Below are 20,282 nucleotides of genomic sequence, written 5' to 3'. Positions count from 1 at the left end.
TATTTATAATTAACAATATTGCCAATTAATAGACCGTCGTATAGATCACAAAAATAATGTAACAGATAAGAGAATTAAAACCACTGAGGATACAGTGGCTTTAAAAATGAATAACCCGCTCTATAAGGTTTCTTCCGTAATTAGGTTATGCTTATTCAGCAAGCGATACATCGTTGCTCTTGAGATTCCCAGCTCTTTTGCCGCTAAGGTCACCTGACCATTATGGCTATCAAGTACTAAGATTAATGCATCTCGCTCTGAACGTTCTCGAATGCTCTTTAAACTCCGCTTACCCGAGTATGTACCCGGCAGTTCAAAGTGCTTCTTAGAAAGTACCTCTTCTTCTGTCATTAACACGGCTCGCTTGACTTGATTGAGTAGCTCTTTGACATTGCCAGGCCAATGATAATAGGTCAGCGTTTTTAGGGCATCATCATCAATGGATTTTACGGGGGAATTAAATTCTTTTGAAAACTGACCAATATAGTGATTAACCAGCAATCCTATGTCGGTAGCACGCTCTTTAAGACTTGGGACATTAATTCTTAATACATTGATACAGTGAAACAGCTCGTCATTAAACAAACCATCCCCTAACGCTTTTTCAATATCGGATGAATCAGAAGCCAGCACACGAATATCATACTCCTTCCAACCATCAACGGTTTCAACCTTGCCCTCTTGATAGAACTTTAATAAATTCATTTGTTGTTTGGGTTGCAAGGTAAAAATATCGTTCAATAAAATCGTACCGCCAGCGGCTTGATCGAGCAGTGATATCTGATCAGGGTTGTGTAACCCGAAGAATTCATTCTCAAACCTCGCATCAGAAAAGGCTCGACAGTTGATCGATATAAAAGGTTTTTGCGACCGCGCAGAACAACGGTGAATGGCCTTTGCTACGGTTTCTTTACCGCAACCTACCTCACCGTGAATCATTATACTGACATCCGTCGGGCCAATGCGTTTAATTTGATCTCTTAGGCGCCGTAACGGTAATGATTGTCCTACTAGGCCTAGATCATTGTTATTACCATTATGCGGCCACACTTTTTGTTCGAGTTTAAGCATGCCTAGCTGATGGCCAATCGTTCCCATCAAGCGCGAATCTGGAATGGGCGTCGTAAAAAAGTCGATACAAAAATTCACGATAAATTGGCATATAGTGTCAGAGCTTAATTGTGACTCTCGGATAAAGGCTATCCATCTCACCTGCTTATGTGTGCTCACAAGCTTTGCAATACCGTTCAAACTAAAGTCATCGCGTGTCAGATCCACGATGCCAATACAAGGCCCAGTATCTGAGAAAATAGCATCTGCCTTTCTTAAATCAGAACACTGCGTGCAACGCCAACCGGCCTGCTCTAAAACTGATAACCATGGCTCATACGTCCCCCCCACCACCACTAAGGCGCCTGGGATGGAATCCATCCTAAAGTCGGTCCCCATTACATCATTCCTTATTATTGTTTTTAGTTGTTAATTCGTTAATTCTATTGAATAGGACTATTCTCACAAGGTTACTCACGCCATATTGATGACTTTAGTTGTCTCAATTTTAAGACTAGTGCACTGTTTTCCATTTTTCTACAAAAGTTATTGTTTTTTTGGCATAAAAAAAGCCTCTCAAAGAGAGGCTTAAAAAACATAGCAATCAACAGATTATTGTTGAGGGCGCATCGCTGGAAACAAAATTACATCACGAATCGTATGCGTATTAGTAAACAACATGGCTAAACGATCAATACCAATACCTTGGCCTGCCGTTGGCGGTAAGCCATGCTCTAATGCAGTAATATAATCTGCATCGTAGTACATCGCTTCATCATCACCTGCATCTTTAGCGTTCACTTGCGCTTTAAAACGCTCGTCTTGATCTTGAGCATCATTAAGCTCTGAGAAACCATTTGCCACTTCACGGCCGCCAATGAAAAACTCAAAACGATCAGTAAAGAATGGATTGCTGTCGCTACGACGAGCCAATGGCGAAATATCTGCAGGGTAACCGGTAATGAACGTTGGTTGAATAAGTTGAGGTTCAGCCGTTTCACCAAAGATTTCTTCAAGTAACTGACCGCATGTCCAGAATGACTCGACATCAACGTGCACTGATTTTGCGATAGCAACCATTAGGTCACGATCTTGAATATCAGCTTCCGTCATTTTTTGAATCTCAGCGTGGTCTGGGTTGTACTGTTTAATAGCTTCAAACATGCTGATGCGTGTATAAGTACCACCAAACTCAACCGTTTCGTCACCGTATGGCATAGACGTTGAACCCAGTACGTCCATCGCAGCTGTACTTAGCATCTCTTCGGTCAGATCCATAAGATCTTTGTAATCCGCGTATGCTTGGTAGAACTCCATCATAGTGAATTCTGGATTGTGACGAGGAGAAAGGCCTTCGTTACGGAAGTTACGGTTGATTTCGAATACTCGGTCAAACCCACCCACAACTAAACGCTTCAGGTATAGCTCAGGTGCTACACGCAGGTACATATCAATATCAAGTGCATTGTGATGAGTCACGAATGGACGAGCCGTCGCACCACCAGGGATCACATGCATCATTGGTGTTTCTACTTCTAGATAACCTTTTGAGCTCATGAAGTTACGGATAGAAGACACCAACTTAGAACGAATGATGAACGCTTGACGTGAATCTTCGTTAACAATCAAGTCAACGTAACGTTGACGGTAACGCATTTCCTGATCCGTTAAGCCGTGGAATTTTTCAGGTAGAGGACGAAGTGCTTTTGTTAGCAATTCGAATTCTTCCATGTTCACGTAAAGATCGCCTTTACCAGACTTATGAAGTGCACCTTTAACGCCAATGATGTCACCGATATCAAGGCCTTGGTACTTCTCTTTCAATACTTTTTGTACGTCTTTTGCCGCGTAAGCTTGGATACGACCCGATGTTTCTTGGATCGCTAGGAACGGACCACGCTTTGCCATGACACGACCAGCAATCGCTACAATATGGTTCAGTTCTTCTAGTTCTTCTTTCGTCTTTTCACCGAATTCAGCTTGAAGGTCGCCGGCAAGATTTTCACGACGAAAATCGTTAGGGTGGCCATTTGCTTTGCAGCTTTTGCGGATATGATCCAGCTTGCTACGACGCTCAGCAATTAACTTGTTTTCTTCTTGTACGTTTTCATTTTGAACAGCATCAGTCATTTGGATGTACCCTGTTAAGTTGCTTTTAGCTTACAGGCCTGATTTCAGGCTAGCTTCGATAAATTTGTCTAAATCGCCGTCGAGAACCGCTTGTGTATTACGGTTTTCAACGCCTGTACGTAAATCTTTAATTCGTGAGTCATCCAATACGTATGAACGTATTTGGCTTCCCCAGCCTATATCCGACTTCGCATCTTCGTTCGCTTGTTTTTCGGCATTCTGCTTGTGTACTTCTAACTCAAACAGTTTAGCTCGAAGTTGCTTCATCGCTTGATCTTTGTTCTTATGCTGAGAACGATCATTCTGGCACTGAACCACGGTATTCGTTGGGACGTGTGTAATACGGACCGCTGATTCTGTGGTGTTGACGTGCTGACCACCCGCGCCAGACGCACGGTAAACATCAATACGTAGATCGGATGGGTTAATATCGATCTGGATGTTGTCATCAATCTCTGGATAAATAAACGCAGAAGCAAAAGAGGTATGGCGACGACCACTTGAATCAAATGGTGATTTACGCACTAATCGATGGACACCGGTTTCAGTACGTAGCCAACCATAAGCGTATTCGCCGCTAATACGGACCGTCGCGCCTTTCAAACCAGCAACATCACCATCAGAGACCTCTATGACCTCTGTCTTAAAGCCTTTCGCTTCAGCCCAGCGTAAATACATACGAAGTAGCATGGAAGTCCAGTCTTGCGCCTCGGTACCGCCAGATCCTGACTGTAGATCGATGTAGCAGTCTGATGCATCGTGATCACCCGCAAACATACGACGAAACTCAAGCTTTTCTAACTTAACTTCGAGTTCAGCAAGCTCAGGTTCGATTTCATCAAAGGTTTCTTGGTCTTGCTCTTCAACCGCAAGCTCCAATAAGCCAGCAACATCCTCAACGCCTTGGTCAAGAATATCGATAGTTTCGACAATGGCTTCAAGTGATGAACGCTCTTTACCTAGCGCTTGCGCACGCTCAGGTTCGTTCCATACATCCGGTTGTTCTAATTCTGCATTAACTTCTTCTAGACGCTCTTTTCTGGCATCGTAGTCAAAGATACCCCCTCAGGATATTCGTGCGCTCAGTCACGTCCTGCAGGCGGTTATTAATTGGATTGATTTCAAACATATTTGCTCAGCATTTATGAGTAGAATTTAACCGGAGAATTCTACTCAAAAATGTGATGAAGATACAGAAAAATATCGATATTACTTGCTGTTTTGAAAAAGCCGCTATCGCGGCTCTAAGTAATCGACCATGAGCTGTAGAGATTGGTTTCCACGGAATTCATTGATGTCCAATTTGTACGCCAAAGTCACGGTTTTCACTGACGCATCTGGCCAACGACGCAGATCAACATTGAACGCAATAGCATCCAGCATAATATTGGTTCCAAACCCCTTATGCATGGGTTCAACCATCAGTTTTAAGTGCTTTTCTCCTACCAATTTTTGATGCAAGACTTTAAATTCCCCATCAAAAATTGGCTCAGGGAACGCTTGTCCCCAAGGTCCACCAGCGCGCAGCGTCTCAGCGGTATGCATTGTGAATTCTTCTGGCGCTAACTCACCGTCTGATAAGATGACCCCTTTTAATGCTGTTTCACCTAACTCGTCACGGACAATTTGATCAAACAATTGACTAAAACGTTCGAAGTCTTTTTCTTGAATGGTCAAGCCCGCAGCCATGGCATGCCCACCAAATTTGGCGATCAATCCTGGGTTTTGAGTATCGATTCGATCGAGTGCATCGCGCATATGTAATCCAGGGATAGACCGGCACGAACCTTTAATCGTTCCTTCGCCACCATCCGCAAATGCAATAACAGGTCGGTGAAATTTATCTTTAATACGAGATGCTAAGATACCGATGACACCTTGATGCCAATCGCGCTGAAACAGTGCTAAACCATACGGCATAGCTGCCTTGTCACTGATCTGTAGACGCTCACAAAAGGCTAACGCCTCTTGTTTCATTCCTTCTTCAATCTCTTTTCGAGTTTGGTTCAATCCATCCAACTCACTGGCCATTCGGCGAGCAGCGTGAATGTTATCACTCATCAGAAGCTCGACTCCAAAAGACATATCATCAAGCCGACCGGCCGCATTGATCCTTGGCCCAAGCGCAAAGCCAAAATCCGTCGCGACCAATTTTCTTGGATCGCGTTTGGCGATCTCGATCAACGCTTGGATACCTGGTCTCGCTTTACCTGCTCTTATTCGCTGAAGGCCTTGATGTACTAGGATACGATTATTTCTATCGAGCGGGACGACATCAGCAACCGTGCCCAATGCAACCAAGTCAATCAGCCCCATCAGCTTGGGTTCTGGCATGCCTTGCGAAGCAAACCAGTTTTGCTTTCGCATCGCTACACACAAAGCCATCATTAGATAAAACGCGACACCAACACCAGCCAATGCTTTGGAAGGAAAACCGCAATCGGTAAGATTAGGGTTCACCATGGCATCGACATCGGGAAGCTCGGATCCCGGTAAGTGGTGGTCGGTAACAATAACCTGTAGCCCTTTTTCTTTGGCGTATTTCACCCCAGAAATAGACGACACGCCATTATCAACGGTCATGATAACTTCCGCACCAATATCCAGTACTTGATCAACCACTTCAGGGCTCAAGCCATAACCGTCTTCAAATCGATTAGGCACCAAATAGTCAACGTTGCGACTGCCAAGCATACGCAATGCTAATACAGACAACGCCGAGCTCGTGGCACCATCCGCATCAAAGTCACCAACAACAATAATGCGCTTTTGGTCACGCACAGCCTGAAACAGCAGTTCAACGGCCTTGTCAATTCCGGCCAATTCAGTATAAGAGTGTAAGCCCTTTGATGCCTTCTCAAGCTCAGCAACACTGCTGATACCACGAGAAAGATATAAGCGTCTTAAAATTTCTGGAATGCTCTCTGGCAATACAGAGATATCGACCGCATCACGGCGTTGAATTTCTATCATAGATTAAAAGGGCTCAATTAAGCGCCCTACCCTAATTATTGTTGAGTGCTTTCTAAGCGCTTTAGAAGATCAGCCGGCGGTAGGTAACCTCCAACCATTTCACCATTAGGAAGGAAGATCGCAGGTGTGCCACTAATCCCTAATTCACGACCTAAATTATAATGCTTCGCGATCGTTGCTTTACATTGAGCCAAATCACCATCAAAAGTAGGCTGTTTACGATTCACTTTTGCATCATGCATTGCGGTTTTCGGATCCTCAGCACACCAGATTTTGGCCATATTTTCGGCCACTTGCCCATTCACACCTTCACGAGGGTAAGCTAAGTAGCGCACCGTAATGCCTAGGTCATTATACCCTTCTATTTGACTGTGCAGACGGACACAATAACCACATGTAATATCGGTAAATACGGTCACCGCGTATTTTTCATTATCCGCTTTGTATTCAATCATGCTATCGCGATATTGCGCTATTTTTTTAGCATTTAACGGCGCTTGGCGCTCAGCGACGATATCTTTGTAGTTACCATCTTTATCTAACGCATACAGAGTACCTGCGATAAAATGATCGCCAGATGGTGTGGTAAACAACACCCCGCCTTCTGTGCGAACTTCCATCAGTCCTGCCACGTCGGACGGAACAATCTCAAGCACATCAATGCCAATTTTAGCGAAACGTGACGTAATCGCCGCCTCATCCGCTTGGACTGTCGCCACTTCAACTGGAGTAGGAGCAGGCTTCGCTTCTTCAGCGCCACAAGCCGTCACAAAGAAAGGAAGAGATAAAAGAGTCAAACAGCGCATTACGCTCATTAAAGTCACCATGATTTCTAAATGTGATGTTTCGATGAGATAACCATTCGAAACGGTAAATTAAGCCCTTGGATGATGCTGGCTATGAATATTTTTCAACCTTTCAGTTGCTACATGAGTATAAATTTGTGTCGTTGATAAGTCACTATGCCCTAACAACATCTGTACGACACGCAAATCTGCCCCGTAGTTCAACAAATGCGTAGCAAAAGCATGTCTCAATACGTGCGGAGAAAGCATTTCAGTATCGATACCTGCCAGTACAGCATAGTATTTGATCCGATGCCAAAACGTTTGCCGCGTCATTTGTCTCGCTCGTTTACTGGGAAATACGACATCTGAGGTTTTCTCGCCCAGTAAATCGGGCCGCCCTTTTTCGATAAACTCACTGATCCAATCGATCGCGTTTTCACCCATAGGGACGAGCCGTTCTTTGTTGCCTTTACCAATGACACGAACAACCCCTTGTCTCAGGCTGATATTTTCCATCGTGAGACTCACCAATTCAGTCACACGAAGTCCAGTGGCGTAGAGCAACTCTAGCATCGCCTTGTCACGCAATTCTAACGGATTATTCAAATCCGGTGCTTCGAGAAGCGCCATGACCTGGTCTTCAGTCAGATCCTTTGGCAGACGCTTGGGTAATTTAGGACTGATGAGCAAAGCGGTCGGGTCATCACCTCGCTCTTTTTCTCGATGAAGGTATTGAAACAAACGGCGAATCGCTGAGAGCATGCGAGCCCGAGAGCTCTGATGGAAGTCTTGGTCAACCAACCACACTTGATATTCTTGTAGGCCAGCAAAACTTATAAACTGCAGCCTGTAGTTATGCTTGTTCATCCAGGTGAGCAGTTTCATTAAGTCATTTCGATACGATGACAGCGTATTTTCCGCTAAACCTCGCTCCATCCACATCGAATCCAAAAAATGCTCGACGAAACCTTGGTCTTGGATATTGACGTCACTCACAGAAGCCTCTTGTATGTTTATACAGTACTTAAAACAGAATATTAGACTTAAAGAAATATTGCCATAAAAACTCAAGAAATCCTCGATAACCGCTGCAATGCTAAGCGTTTTAAAGGTAGAATCTTGGGTAACAGATTGACCAACCATGCGAACAGATTATGAAAATAGGATTATTTTACGGCTCATCGACCTGCTACACCGAGATGGCTTCCGAAAAAATACGCGACATTATTGGCCCAGAGCTTGTCGATATATTCAACGTAAAAGAGACCCCTATTTCGAAAATGAGCGACTATGATTTACTTATCTTAGGGATCTCAACGTGGGATTTCGGTGAACTCCAAGAAGACTGGGGCGGGATATGGGATCACATCGCTGGCGTGTCACTAAAAGGCAAACACGTCGCACTATTCGGACTCGGCGATCAAGAAGGTTATGGCGAGTGGTATCTGGATGCTATGGGAATGCTGCATGACGAACTAAAGCCGACTGGCGCTCAGTTTATCGGCTACTGGCCTAATGTTGGCTATGAGTTTGATGCCTCAAAAGCACTGATAGACAACGATACGAAATTTGTTGGACTGGCGTTGGATGAAGACTCTCAGTATGAGTTAAGTGATGAACGAATCGCGACGTGGTGTGAACAGATTCTTGTCGAATTTCAAGATTCTTTATAGAGCGCCTGGTCATACCCGCTAACGTTTAGGGTGTGTCATTTACGCTAACCCCAATAAAAACGGCACTCTAAGGTGCCGTTTTTTAATTTCAAAGCGCTATTTTAAATCTAAGCCATCACTACGATGCTGTTTCTTCGGTAAGATCACTCGACGAACGACCAATAAAGCACATACAAATGATGGCCGCTGTCGTTGGTAGTACCCAGCCCATCCCGACATTAAATAGTGGCAGCACGTTGAATGCTGACACATCAATGCCACTCACTTTTGCCGCATCAATCAATGCAAATGCTAACGAAACTGAGATCACAACTCGATAAGCCAATTGAGGGTTTGGTAGAAATTTACGTACAAACGTCAATGCTACAAGAGCAATGGCTACAGGATAAAGAGCAAACAAGACCGGAACTGACAACGAAATAAGCTGAGCGAGACCAATATTTGCAACCGTTGCACACACCGGACCTAATATCAGAACCCATTTTTTGTAACTCACAGAGGTAATGCTGCTGAAATAATCAGAACACGCTGAGATCAAACCAATCGCAGTGGTTAAGCACGCAAGCAATACAATGATAGATAAAACAATCTGACCATACGGCCCAAACAGCGCTTGCACATATTGGCTCAATACTGCTCCGCCATTGTCAGCACCTGCAGCAACCGTTGCACTGGTCGCGCCTAAATAAAACAAAGAGATGTAAACAAATGCTAGACCAGCTGCGGCAATAAATGCTGCATTAATCAGATATTTAGTCGTTGCACTTTGTTCAGTAATCCCTTTCTTACGCAGCGCATCAACAATCAACATGCCAAACATCAAAGACCCAAAGGTGTCCATGGTGTTGTAGCCTTCAAGAAAGCCCGTCGTTAATGGTTGTGTTGCATAATCACCCACAGGTGCAATCATTGCGCCCTGTGGATCCACAAAGACCGCTACTGCTAGAACAATAAGGCCAACGAACAATGCGGGCGTCAAAACCTTACCAATCACGTCAATCAATTTGCCTTGTGACCAAGCAAAAAACATCGCTACCGCAAAAAATAGAATTGAGAAAATAGTCAAATGAGCCTGCGCCGCTTCAGCAAAGAACGGACGAATTGCCATTTCATAGGCCACCAGCCCGGTACGTGGAGCAGCAAACGCAGGACCAATGATGATAAAAATCAACACAGCGATAAGCATCGCAGCACGCTTGGGAAGATCTTTCGTTAGGTGCTCCCAAGAACCTCCTGCAACTGCGACGGCAATAATGGTAATAAGAGGGAGACCGACAGCAGTGATAAGAAAACCCGTCATGGCTGGCAATAAGTTCTCACCCGCAAGTTGACCAGCAAGAGGTGGGAAAATGATATTGCCCGCACCTAGAAAAAATGCAAACAGCATGAAGCCGACTGCTATAATATCTGTTGTTTTTAAACGTTGGTTCACAGATATACCTCTATTCGTTAATGTTGTGTGTTTTTCGAGAAAATCATCGCTTTCCCGTATAATTTAGGGCGGCATGATGACGAATCACCATTCGATTGGCAATAGAACCAGAAAAAACACTACATTAAATTACAAAGTAGAGACAAAACCAGTTCAATACACTAGGTTTTATTTTATAACCAAAATATAATCCCGATCATTTACCTACACAACTTAAAAACAATCAGAACATAAAACCGCACAAACAATTAACATTAGATGAATAATCTCAATAGCAAACGATTGACAAAACAAAATGACATACAGTTCCCAAAAAACAAAAAGCTTTGCATTCAAACAGTTCAAGATTCATTCCGGTAACGCAGGCATGCCTGTCAGCACCGATGGCGTACTGCTTGGCGCTTGGGCTGAATTTAATGACTCAAGCCAACTGCTTGATATCGGTGTCGGTACCGGGTTGCTATCGTTAATGTTGGCGCAGCGATATACCACGGCATCAATCCATGGCATAGACATCGAAATTAGTGCGATCATCGATGCTCGTCATAATATTGCTCAATCTCCATGGCATGATCGAATTCAAGTAACCCATGGTGACATTGTCCGTCTCCCTCTTGAGCACCGTTATTCAGGCATTATTTGCAATCCACCCTATTTTAACTCTGGTGAACATGCTCTGAATCAACAGCGTGCCACCGCTCGGCATACGGCCTCACTCGCCCACTCAGAGCTGTTACTGCGGTGCGACCAATTACTTGATGACAACCGACACGCTAGCTTTGTATTACCGCTTATCGAGGGAGAACAATTTATTGATATGGCGTGCAAACAAGGTTGGAATCTAGCTCGCTGTTGTCTCGTTCGAGCGACAGAAAAGAAAGCGGTTAATCGAGTTCTTTTCACTATTTGCAAACAACAGACCGTACTAAAACAAGAGACTTTAGTCATTCATAGTGCTAATGGTGGCTATTCCGAGGCCTTTATTCACCTAACTCGCGATTTTTACCTTAAAATGTAAGTGCGCTCAGCGAGCGTTTGAGTATAATAGCCGCCCTACTTTTCCTGTGTCGTTTTTTTGTGCAGGTACAACTTCCGTCTTGTGGAGACACGATAGTGATCAGAACATTCGCCGAATTAGATTTAGACCCAGTCCTTTTAGAAGCGATTGAAGAAATGGGCTACGAACGCCCTACTCAGGTTCAGGCAGAAGCCATCCCACAAGCGCTAGATGCAAAAGATATCTTGGCATCTGCACCAACAGGCACGGGTAAGACCGCATCATTTGCGATCCCAGCGATCCAGTATTTGCTAGACTTACCACGCAGAAAAGCAGGTCCTGCTCGTATACTGATTTTGACCCCAACACGTGAGCTTGCCATGCAAGTGGCTGAACATACTAAAGCATTAGCAAAAAACACTCACCTGAAGGTAGCGACGATTACTGGTGGTGTGACGTATGACACCCACGCAGACACACTGGCACGCACGCAAGATATTGTTGTTGCAACCCCTGGTCGTCTAATGGAATACATCGAGGCAGAACGCTTTGATTGTCGTGCTATCGAATGGTTAATTCTTGATGAAGCAGACCGTATGCTTGATATGGGTTTTGCCCCTACCGTTGACCGTTTGTCTTCAGAGTGTCGCTGGCGTAAACAGACGCTATTGTTTTCCGCCACACTGGAAGGCCAAGGCGTGGAAGGGTATACCGCAGATCTTCTTAAGAACCCTGCAGAAATCAAAGCAGAACCGTCTCTACGTGAGCGCAAAAAGATCACACAATGGTATCACCGAGCCGATACCGCAGAGCACAAACTCACACTACTTAAACACATTCTGACAGAGCAAGCAGAACGTACCATTGTCTTTTTGAAAACACGTGAGCGTCTTGCCGAGCTTCGTCAACAGCTTGATAGTGCACAGATTCCTTGTGCGTGGATCCAAGGTGAAATGCCACAAGATCGTCGTAACAATGCGATTAGCCGCTTCAGAGATGGATCGGTAAATGTATTACTTGCTACCGATGTTGCAGCTCGCGGTATTGACCTTCCCGATGTTTCGCACGTGATTAACTACGATTTGCCTCGTACTGCTGACGTGTATTTACACCGCATTGGCCGTACTGCCCGAGCGGGTAAAAAAGGTATCGCGATCTCGCTCGTTGAGGCACACGACCAAGCAATGATGGAACGTGTTGGCCGTTACACCAGCGAGCTAATCAAAGAGCGCTTCATCGACGGTCTTCGACCAACGCACAAAAAGCCGACAGTAAAGAAAAAGAAGAAAGTTAAAAAAGACGACAAGAAAAAAGCCGTAAAGAAAAAAGCGAGTAAAAAGAAGTAACCCTGTCGTGACGGTATGCTGTATCACCGATATACACTCGATCAGCGACACCTTATTTAATGATGGGCACCCGCTTAGGCGCTAAAAGTACTCGGTCATCATGACTAAAAATCCCCACTCATTGAGTGGGGATTTTTGATCCTAAACATCACGGTTTCATTCGTCATCTTATTTTACATTGAGACATTTACCGTTTACACGTTTTGCTCTTCACGCTTAAAGACCAACTGCGATGCTGTTGATTCAGCTTCTACAAAGTAATAGCCTGCTGTATCGAAACCTTTCAATGATTCAACTGAATCGATTTGATTATCAATAATATAACGAGCCATCATGCCGCGCGCTTTCTTAGCGTAGAAGCTGATAATTTTGTATTGGCCATTTTTGCAATCTTTAAACACCGGTGTCACGACCTGACCTTTTACTTGTTTCTCTTTCACCGCTTTGAAGTACTCATTAGAAGCTAAATTCACCAACACATCGCTCCCTTGAGAAGCGAGAGCGTCGTTAAGCTTGTTGGTGATAATATCCCCCCAAAACTGGTAAAGATTACTGCCACGTTCGTTAGCGAGCTTTGTGCCCATTTCTAAACGATAAGGCTGCATCAAATCTAACGGCTTTAGCAATCCATAAAGGCCAGACAACATGCGGAGGTGTGACTGAGCATAATCAAAATCTTGCTCAGACATCGTTTCAGCAGCCAACCCTGTGTACACGTCACCTTTAAATGCCAAGATAGCCTGACGTGCATTCGAGGGTGTAAACGTCGTATCCCACTGCGCAAAGCGTGCCACATTCAACCCTGCGATTTTGTCACTCACCTTCATCAACGCAGACACGTCGGCTGGGGTAAGCTTACGGCATACTTCAATCAGCTCAGCCGACTGCTCAATAAATTCAGGCTGGGTAAAACGTTCAGTTGCCAAAGGGGATTCATAATCCAGCGTCTTGGCAGGTGAGACAACAATTAGCATAACTTTACTCTTATCATGATTATTTGTGACCAGTATAAAAAAAGCCACGCATGAACTTCAATGAAATCCTGCATGGCTTCGTCTATTTCTGAGATAGAAGGTAGCTATTAAGACTATTTCGTCTTGTCAGCGCTCTCTCTGCTATCCCAGATCCCTGGTTCTAACTGAGATTTCAACTCAGGGTATTCATCAGCATTGAAGGTCGGTACCTTGCCTGCTTTAAGCTGTTGGTTGTAGTCTTTCGCAAGCTTAACCACAATGCCCGACAACAAAATGATGGCGACCAAGTTAACTAACGCCATCAATCCCATCGAGACATCGGCGAGCGCCCAAATCATAGGAAGCGTAGCCACCGAACCAAACAGTACCATGCCTAGCACTACAAGACGGAATAGACCGAGTCCTGCTTTATGATTGTGCTCTAAGAAGATCAAGTTCGTCTCTGCATAAGAATAGTTAGCAATGATTGAAGTAAAGGCGAAGAAGAAAATCGCGACCGCAATAAAAATACCGCCCCAATCGCCCACTTGTGAGCTCAATGCACGCTGTGTCAGTTCAATACCAGTGACCTCACCGTGAGGAACATATTCACCAGACATCAAGATGATAGCAACCGTTGCAGAACAAATGACAATGGTATCCACAAAGACACCCAACATTTGCACGTAACCTTGTGACGCAGGGTGTGGTGGATATGGTGTTGCCGATGCTGCCGCATTAGGCGCTGAACCCATACCCGCTTCATTTGAGAACAAGCCACGCTTAATGCCTTGAATCATCGCCTGTGCAATGGCATAACCCACGCCACCAGCAGCGGCTTCTTGCAGACCAAACGCACTCTTAAAAATGTACGCCAGAATCTCTGGCACTTTCTCGATGTTCATGAAAACAACGTAAAAAGCCAGCACAAGGTAGGCAAGCGCCATCACTGGAACAATCAGTTCAGCCGTACGAGCAATCTTACGAATGCCACCAAAGATGACGAACGCAGAAATCAGAGCAATAACAATGCCCACGTACAGAGGCTCAAAACCAAATGCCGTTTGCATGGCATTCGCAATGGCGTTGGCTTGAACCGCGTTGAACACAAGACCAAAAGCGACAATCAAGAACACTGAGAACAATACGCCCATCCAGCGCATCCCCAGGCCTTTCTCCATATAGTACGCCGGACCACCACGGTAGTTACCGTCATCATCACGAGTCTTGTACAGCTGTGCCAATGTGCTTTCTGCAAATGACGTTGCCATACCAAGCATCGCGATTAACCACATCCAGAAAATTGCACCAGGGCCACCAAATGTCAGGGCAACGGCGACACCAGCCATGTTACCGGTGCCCACACGTGCTGCTAAACTAGTACAAAGTGCTTGGAAAGATGAGATACCAGCAGCATCGGATTTTCGGCTATTTTTTAGCACACTAAACATGTGACCAAAATGGCGGAACTGAATGAACCCAAGGCGAACTGTAAAATATATCCCTACGCCTACGAGTAGATAAACCAGAATCGATCCCCAAAGAAGATCGTTCATTAAACTAATTACGTCTGTCACTTTAAAACCTCTTTAAAATTAGAGCGTCGGCAGTACTTCCTGTACTGACTAAGTTGCTGAGGTTATACCCATCCGTGTGGTTTTGATTAATTCACTGTTTTTCACGGCAACTTAGCTTGTATTTCTCACCCATTAGGAACGAAATACAATTCGACATCGTATTTGACGGAGCGGATTTTGCAGGGATGCTCAGCAAAAATCAATACGCAACTGCACTTATATCTGCCTTTTTTTCACCTTAACATCACGTTCCCTTAACAGTTGTCGCAACAATTGCACTACCAACTATCATCAAAAACGCTGCTTACCAGTAACAATTAGTAAGCATAGCAATCAAACCTGATTTTATACTGACATTTCCTAGTAAACCTTTGTCCATCGGAGGTCGAGTGAATTTTACGGCATCACATGTTTTTTAATCATTCTTGGCGAATGAGAATGTTTCGCTCAGCGTATTCGGCGCACCCATCCATCATCCCGCCATCCACGTTAACAATCTTGCTAAGACAATTCTTTTTCATTATGTGAGTTAAACGATTATTTTTTAAACAACTCAATAAATTAAAACTGTGAGATTGAGTTCAATTTGGCATAAAACATTCATGCTAACGAAACAAATGAGAAACAAATCATAGTTATGCTGCCTTGGAATATGGTACTTAAAAGGCTCCGCAAGGAGATTAATACTAAGAGGTAGCTTATGGATGGCTTTGAACTAAACGACATAATGGAAATGGATGCTCCCCGGACAAGAGCAGCTCGATCAAAACCGCTAAAGCGTAAATGGCGCGAAATAGAAGCAATAAAAGACAAACGACGTTTACAAAAAGAACTCAACGATATGGACATTGGTCTTGATTTCGCGATTGAAGATATCAAGCTTTAATTCACTAGTTTTTGGTGATGAGGGTGCCTGAACCTTCTTTGCTAAAATTAATATAACGCCCTCATATGAGGGTGTTATTTTATCGGGTATTGACTCAGAGCTCCTCTCACCTTTCTCAATAGACGACCATCCAACCGTTTATTAATTCGACGCCTGTTATGAAAAATGCCAAAATGTTGCCACCGAACCATCAATAAAGTCTCTTGATATATGGTCTCCAAAAGAAAACCAACTCACCTCAACCGAGTGGAAAGAGTGGTCGACTACATCAATCAAAATTTGGATAAACCCCTGACGGTGTCGGAACTTGCAGAAATAAGTTGCTGGTCACGCTGGCAGCTTCAAAGAGTCTTTCAAGAACAAACGAATCAAAATTTAGCGCAATATGTTCGCCAACAAAAACTCAGCCGTGCCGCTGAACACTTATTAGCTAGCACCTCTAAAATTACGGATATCGCCTTAGAGTTTGGTTTCAATTCCGAGGTAAGCTTTAGCCGCGCCTTCAAGCAACTCTTTGGCGTTTCACCCCGCCAGTATAAACAACAAGGTATTCTTAAAGGTATCCGTTTACCACTGACCATGAGTCCCGAGCTGCCACTTGAACAAAGCGCGAGCCAGATGGTACGTATCGAAACGCGTGCACCTAGCCAGTTTTGGGGCATCCATACTCCCATCGATAGTCTTCACTCAAGTGATCCCCAGTTTAGTACTCAAGTGCGCAATATTTGGCACCAGTTCGCTCAATGCTTAGACGCTCACCCTATCTCCAATGGCGAACACTACTTCGGGGTCATTGATACGAACCATGTACTTCCGAACGCACAAGTTATCTATTGGGCAGCCGGTACTCAAGATTGTCTGAGTCAACTGGACTCATTACAAAGCTTGAATATTCCAAAACAAACCTATGCCGTCATCACGCATATTGGTCCTGTAGCAAACTTCCCCCAAACCTTAGAATGGGTACTCTACCATTGGCTACCGCAATCCGGTTTTCACGGCGAAGAAGGCTATGAGCTAGAATGCTACCCTAGCTACTACGATCCACTCAAACCTGACGCTAAAATGGAGTTTTGGCTCCCTATTAGCGCCATCGGCACCCCATAAAGGCTCTTTCCCTCGACCTTTTCAAAAAACTTGCACCAAATTGTTAAGTATCTCGATAATATAATCGCTAGAATGCAAATGAAATTAATTATCAATAACATTTGCATACTCGTTAAGACTACTTATAAATTATGTTAACTATAAAAATCAGCCCAATAGCAGTAATCGTATCAATCACGCTATCTTCTCAATCCGTCCTTGCCGAACAAACTGAGGCCAACAATTCATCACCACAAACCGATGAACAAATGACGGTGTTAGGCAAAACCTATCGAAACACAGCCACCAAGACCTCGCTATCTCCTGAAGAGACACCACAAACGCTCAATGTCATTGAAAGCAAACAAATGGAACAGCGCGGTGTTCAATCTGTCATGCAGGCTCTACGCTATGCACCCGGTGTATCAACCGAAAATAAAGGCGGTGCAGTCGTCTTAACGGATTGGGTAAATATCCGCGGTTTTAGTTCATCGAATAATTATTATGATGGCTTGATGCTACCAGGGTTGCCAGGATGGAACGCGAAGCCACAAATTGACGCGATAGCAATGGAACGCCTAGAAATATTCAAAGGCCCTACGTCGGTGCTTTACGGCACTATGCCTCCAGGAGGCATGGTTAACATTATCGCTAAGGCGCCGAGCTTTGAAGAAAAAACCTCGGTTAAGGTCGCGACAGGTCTCGACAACCTAATGGAAGCCTCGATTGATAAAACGGGTGCACTCAGCGACAACGTTTCTTATCGACTTATTGCTCTTGGCCGAAAAAAAGACACACAAGTTGATCACGTGAAAGAAGAACGCTATCTCATCGCGCCCTCTATTGATTGGAACGTATCTGATAACACTTTCGTTAACTTCAACCTTTACTATCAGAACGACCCAGCACTAGGACAAAATGCCACGGTGCCATTAGCGGCCATCGAGTCAGGAAAAATTTCGCCCTCAACTTTTGCAGGCGATGTGAATTACAACGATATCAATCGTGAGTTTTTACTCACGGGCTATAAGGTCAAACATGACTTTAATAACGATTGGTCTTTCTTCCAAAACTTTCGCTATATGACCACTAAATTTGGCCAAAAGAGCACCAATAGCGGCGCGTTCAACGCTCAAACGGGTGAGCTGCAGCGTACCGCTTACAGCACGGATGAAAACTCCAATGGCGTCAGTGTCGACAACCAATTGTCGGGCTTCGTCAATACCGGAAGCCTTGACCACTATCTATTGTTCGGTGTGGACTATCGCACAATAGAAGGCTCTGCCGCTTACGACTCGTTTGATAATGTGGGCAGCATTAACTTATACAACCCAGACAACAATCAGCTCAATCCCAATGATTTTAATAAAAATTATTGGTCCAACACCGATGTGTCAATGAAACAGCTTGGCGGATATTTCCAAGATCAAATGCTGATTGATAATTGGGTCTTTATCGCCGGCGGTCGCTATGACATCGTGGAGTCGACGACTAAGGCTTCGGTTGGCGGCGGAGCACCCAACAACACAACAACACGTGATAATAATTTCTCGTATCGCCTCGGCTCAATGTATCAGTTCGACAACGGCCTATCGCCATTTGCCAACTTTGCGACCAGCTTTGAACCCAATGCGAAACTTGATGCCAATGGCAATAACCTAGAACCTGAAAAGGGTGAACAAGTTGAAGCTGGGGTCAAATACACCTCTTACGACAAAACCACGTCAGGTTCGGCATCGCTGTTCCATATCAAAAAACGTAATGTTGGGGTGCGTAAAGACGGTGCATCGCCTTATGAAGCCATTGGTGAAGTTCGCTCGCAGGGCCTTGAGGTTGAAGGTAAGACGTTAATCAATGACAACCTCGATATCATCGCTAACTATACCTATACCAACATGGAAATCACAGAAGATGAAGACCAGTCTAATGTGGGCCAACAATTCATTTACGTGCCAGATCATGCCGCAAATCTATGGGCTAACTATACGGTTCATGAAGGCACAATGCGTGGTTTAAGAGTCGGTGGTGGGGTTCGTTATGTGGGTAACACTGTCCGCAATGATGCGTCCAACAAAAATGCAGGCACTTTACCGTCTTACACCTTAGTTGACCTTTCTATCGGCTACGACTTAGGTCAAGTCAGCTCTTCGCTCAAAGGCGCATCAGCAAACTTAATTGCGAATAACCTATTTAACAAAGAATACTATACCTGTTGGAACGAGAGTTATTGCTGGTATGGACAACAGCAGACGGTTCAGCTGAACGTGAAGTTTGATCTGTAATCAATCATAGAAAAGTACTTCAACAGCGGTTGGAGTACTTTAATTTAGGGTAAGAATGCATAGTTCACTCACCATTGAAAATATGTCGCACCTACACGGTCTGACACATATTTCACAACAAGTCTCCCCTTTGCTCATACCATTGAGTCGGGATGCTGATGCTATAATACCTGATTCTAAATCAAGCCCTGAGATTCATAGGCTCTACTCTTATTGGCAGCAGGCCTACCCTGAAGCCGGTGCTATTTACTGGCAAACTCGAACGTGGGCTATGCTCACCTGGCAGCCTATCACGATTGCCCTTATCGCAACCTATTATTCAGATTTCGTTCCTAAACTAAGCAGCATGAAGCAGGGGTTAAACACCGAATCTGGTGTCGTCGGCACCTTTGACTTCGTAGAGGATGAGTGGACAGCCGGCGACCAACACCAACGTCAACAACTCGCGGCCCAGGAGTTGACCAAGTTGTTAAGCAATCTAGCCGATCAATTGGGCGAGGTCTGTCGAATGAGCCCTGCAACCAGAGAGAAACTGCTCGCTGACACCGTAATGGAGATGCTGCTTCGTGGTCTCAAACATAGGGTAGGGTCAAACCGGCTCGCCTCAAATAAACTGCACGACACCTTTGCTCACGAACTTGCGCATTGGCAGCAATTACTCGCCCTTCCTCTATCTCGGTTTGGCCGCCTTGATGTATCCCATGATGGCGAGTTATTCATTCAGCGTCGTTCATGCTGCATGCACTATCGACGACGTGATGGTTCCTATTGTCAGGGCTGCCCTCAGAATAAAAGTCGCACTTAGCGGCATACCGAACAAACCTTTGTACCGTGCACGCATACCCATTTAAAATAAGAATGAGCGCCACATATATATTATGATTGAGTATCACTCTCATTTGCATTGTATTTATCACCCAATTTGCCATACAATGTGAGCTCTCAATTTTAACCACAAGTGCACTCATGTTATTGTCCTAGGCTGACAGTAACCATGAAGAATGTAAGTGTATAAAATCATACATAAATTACTGTATGCACTGTAATTGAGAGGCCGTATTTCATTTTTTGATTACGTTACTGACGACAATCCATTCATCTCGATTAGA

Annotated in this window: 16 protein-coding genes; 7 read left to right on the top strand and 9 right to left on the bottom strand. The window is 44.5% G+C overall.

Annotated features, from left to right (window positions below):
* Window positions 1-120: 120 nt before the first annotated feature.
* The 6 genes from AB4405_RS05570 to xerD form a co-directional block, all read right to left on the bottom strand.
* Window positions 121-1,449, bottom strand: a complete 1,329-nt coding sequence (locus AB4405_RS05570; protein ID WP_372059963.1) for a sigma-54-dependent transcriptional regulator — start codon at window positions 1,447-1,449, stop codon at window positions 121-123.
* A 213-nt stretch (window positions 1,450-1,662) separates the two neighbouring features.
* Window positions 1,663-3,180: a lysine--tRNA ligase gene (gene lysS / locus AB4405_RS05565; protein WP_102469918.1), complete on the bottom strand. Its 1,518-nt coding sequence runs from the start codon at window positions 3,178-3,180 to the stop codon at window positions 1,663-1,665.
* Window positions 3,181-3,210: 30 nt separating this feature from the next.
* Window positions 3,211-4,309, bottom strand: a protein-coding gene (prfB, locus tag AB4405_RS05560) for a peptide chain release factor 2 (RefSeq protein ID WP_372059962.1) whose coding sequence is annotated in 2 segments (ribosomal slippage) — window positions 3,211-4,233 and window positions 4,235-4,309 — 1,098 coding nt in all. Because the reading frame shifts where the segments join, the coding sequence is not laid out codon by codon here.
* Window positions 4,310-4,413: 104 nt separating this feature from the next.
* Entirely contained in the window at window positions 4,414-6,153 is a 1,740-nt protein-coding gene (recJ, locus tag AB4405_RS05555; protein WP_372059961.1) for a single-stranded-DNA-specific exonuclease RecJ, read from the bottom strand.
* Between the two features lie 35 nt (window positions 6,154-6,188).
* A complete protein-coding gene (gene dsbC / locus AB4405_RS05550) occupies window positions 6,189-6,968 on the bottom strand; it encodes a bifunctional protein-disulfide isomerase/oxidoreductase DsbC (protein WP_102469915.1) in 780 nt (259 codons plus the stop codon).
* A 60-nt stretch (window positions 6,969-7,028) separates the two neighbouring features.
* Window positions 7,029-7,937, bottom strand: a complete 909-nt coding sequence (xerD, locus tag AB4405_RS05545; RefSeq protein ID WP_102469960.1) for a site-specific tyrosine recombinase XerD — start codon at window positions 7,935-7,937, stop codon at window positions 7,029-7,031.
* A 158-nt stretch (window positions 7,938-8,095) separates the two neighbouring features.
* Between xerD and fldB the strand changes: the two genes are divergently transcribed.
* Window positions 8,096-8,614 (top strand): flavodoxin FldB, encoded by a 519-nt coding sequence (gene fldB, locus AB4405_RS05540; protein WP_102469914.1) that lies wholly within the window; start codon window positions 8,096-8,098, stop codon window positions 8,612-8,614.
* Between the two features lie 118 nt (window positions 8,615-8,732).
* Here the strand turns inward: fldB and brnQ are convergent, their stop codons facing one another.
* Window positions 8,733-10,046, bottom strand: a complete 1,314-nt coding sequence (gene brnQ, locus AB4405_RS05535) for a branched-chain amino acid transport system II carrier protein (RefSeq protein ID WP_372059960.1) — start codon at window positions 10,044-10,046, stop codon at window positions 8,733-8,735.
* A 295-nt stretch (window positions 10,047-10,341) separates the two neighbouring features.
* Here brnQ and AB4405_RS05530 point away from each other — a divergent pair, with 295 nt between their 5' ends.
* Together AB4405_RS05530 and srmB are read left to right on the top strand one after the other, a co-directional pair.
* Window positions 10,342-11,064 (top strand): tRNA1(Val) (adenine(37)-N6)-methyltransferase, encoded by a 723-nt coding sequence (locus tag AB4405_RS05530; protein WP_372059959.1) that lies wholly within the window; start codon window positions 10,342-10,344, stop codon window positions 11,062-11,064.
* A 95-nt stretch (window positions 11,065-11,159) separates the two neighbouring features.
* Window positions 11,160-12,389 carry an ATP-dependent RNA helicase SrmB gene (gene srmB / locus AB4405_RS05525; protein ID WP_372059958.1) on the top strand — a complete coding sequence of 410 codons (1,230 nt, stop codon included), beginning with the start codon at window positions 11,160-11,162 and terminating at the stop codon, window positions 12,387-12,389.
* A gap of 194 nt (window positions 12,390-12,583) precedes the next feature.
* Here the strand turns inward: srmB and yaaA are convergent, their stop codons facing one another.
* Complete coding sequence (yaaA, locus tag AB4405_RS05520) at window positions 12,584-13,363, bottom strand: peroxide stress protein YaaA (RefSeq protein WP_102469910.1); 780 nt, start codon at window positions 13,361-13,363, stop codon at window positions 12,584-12,586.
* A gap of 113 nt (window positions 13,364-13,476) precedes the next feature.
* Complete coding sequence (locus AB4405_RS05515) at window positions 13,477-14,919, bottom strand: sodium:alanine symporter family protein (RefSeq protein WP_157933723.1); 1,443 nt, start codon at window positions 14,917-14,919, stop codon at window positions 13,477-13,479.
* A gap of 700 nt (window positions 14,920-15,619) precedes the next feature.
* Between AB4405_RS05515 and AB4405_RS05510 the strand changes: the two genes are divergently transcribed.
* The 4 genes from AB4405_RS05510 (at window position 15,620) to AB4405_RS05495 (ending at window position 19,978) form a co-directional block, all read left to right on the top strand.
* Entirely contained in the window at window positions 15,620-15,805 is a 186-nt protein-coding gene (locus tag AB4405_RS05510; protein ID WP_102469908.1) for a DUF3545 family protein, read from the top strand.
* Between the two features lie 210 nt (window positions 15,806-16,015).
* Window positions 16,016-16,912 carry a helix-turn-helix domain-containing protein gene (locus tag AB4405_RS05505; RefSeq protein ID WP_372059956.1) on the top strand — a complete coding sequence of 299 codons (897 nt, stop codon included), beginning with the start codon at window positions 16,016-16,018 and terminating at the stop codon, window positions 16,910-16,912.
* A 131-nt stretch (window positions 16,913-17,043) separates the two neighbouring features.
* Window positions 17,044-19,173, top strand: coding sequence for a TonB-dependent siderophore receptor (locus AB4405_RS05500; protein ID WP_372059955.1), 2,130 nt, complete (start codon window positions 17,044-17,046; stop codon window positions 19,171-19,173).
* A gap of 55 nt (window positions 19,174-19,228) precedes the next feature.
* Window positions 19,229-19,978, top strand: a complete 750-nt coding sequence (locus tag AB4405_RS05495) for a siderophore ferric iron reductase (RefSeq protein WP_372059954.1) — start codon at window positions 19,229-19,231, stop codon at window positions 19,976-19,978.
* The last annotated feature ends 304 nt before the right edge of the window (window positions 19,979-20,282 follow it).

It is taken from the genome of Vibrio sp. 10N.261.51.F12 (assembly GCF_041471725.1).
Taxonomy (GTDB): domain Bacteria; phylum Pseudomonadota; class Gammaproteobacteria; order Enterobacterales; family Vibrionaceae; genus Vibrio.
The sequence above is the reverse complement of the archived record's forward strand: the minus strand, read 5'-3'. Positions and strand labels throughout refer to the sequence as shown.

Excerpts from the sequence above, each read along its gene's own strand:
- AB4405_RS05570 (WP_372059963.1), bottom strand. The coding sequence starts at position 1,449 with ATGGGGACCGACTTTAGGATGGATTCCATCCCAGGCGCCTTAGTGGTG.
- lysS (WP_102469918.1), bottom strand. The coding sequence starts at position 3,180 with ATGACTGATGCTGTTCAAAATGAAAACGTACAAGAAGAAAACAAGTTA.
- recJ (WP_372059961.1), bottom strand. The coding sequence starts at position 6,153 with ATGATAGAAATTCAACGCCGTGATGCGGTCGATATCTCTGTATTGCCA.
- dsbC (WP_102469915.1), bottom strand. The coding sequence starts at position 6,968 with ATGAGCGTAATGCGCTGTTTGACTCTTTTATCTCTTCCTTTCTTTGTG.
- fldB (WP_102469914.1), top strand. The coding sequence starts at position 8,096 with ATGAAAATAGGATTATTTTACGGCTCATCGACCTGCTACACCGAGATG.
- AB4405_RS05530 (WP_372059959.1), top strand. The coding sequence starts at position 10,342 with ATGACATACAGTTCCCAAAAAACAAAAAGCTTTGCATTCAAACAGTTC.
- yaaA (WP_102469910.1), bottom strand. The coding sequence starts at position 13,363 with ATGCTAATTGTTGTCTCACCTGCCAAGACGCTGGATTATGAATCCCCT.
- AB4405_RS05510 (WP_102469908.1), top strand. The coding sequence starts at position 15,620 with ATGGATGGCTTTGAACTAAACGACATAATGGAAATGGATGCTCCCCGG.
- AB4405_RS05505 (WP_372059956.1), top strand. The coding sequence starts at position 16,016 with ATGGTCTCCAAAAGAAAACCAACTCACCTCAACCGAGTGGAAAGAGTG.
- AB4405_RS05500 (WP_372059955.1), top strand. The coding sequence starts at position 17,044 with ATGTTAACTATAAAAATCAGCCCAATAGCAGTAATCGTATCAATCACG.
- AB4405_RS05495 (WP_372059954.1), top strand. The coding sequence starts at position 19,229 with ATGCATAGTTCACTCACCATTGAAAATATGTCGCACCTACACGGTCTG.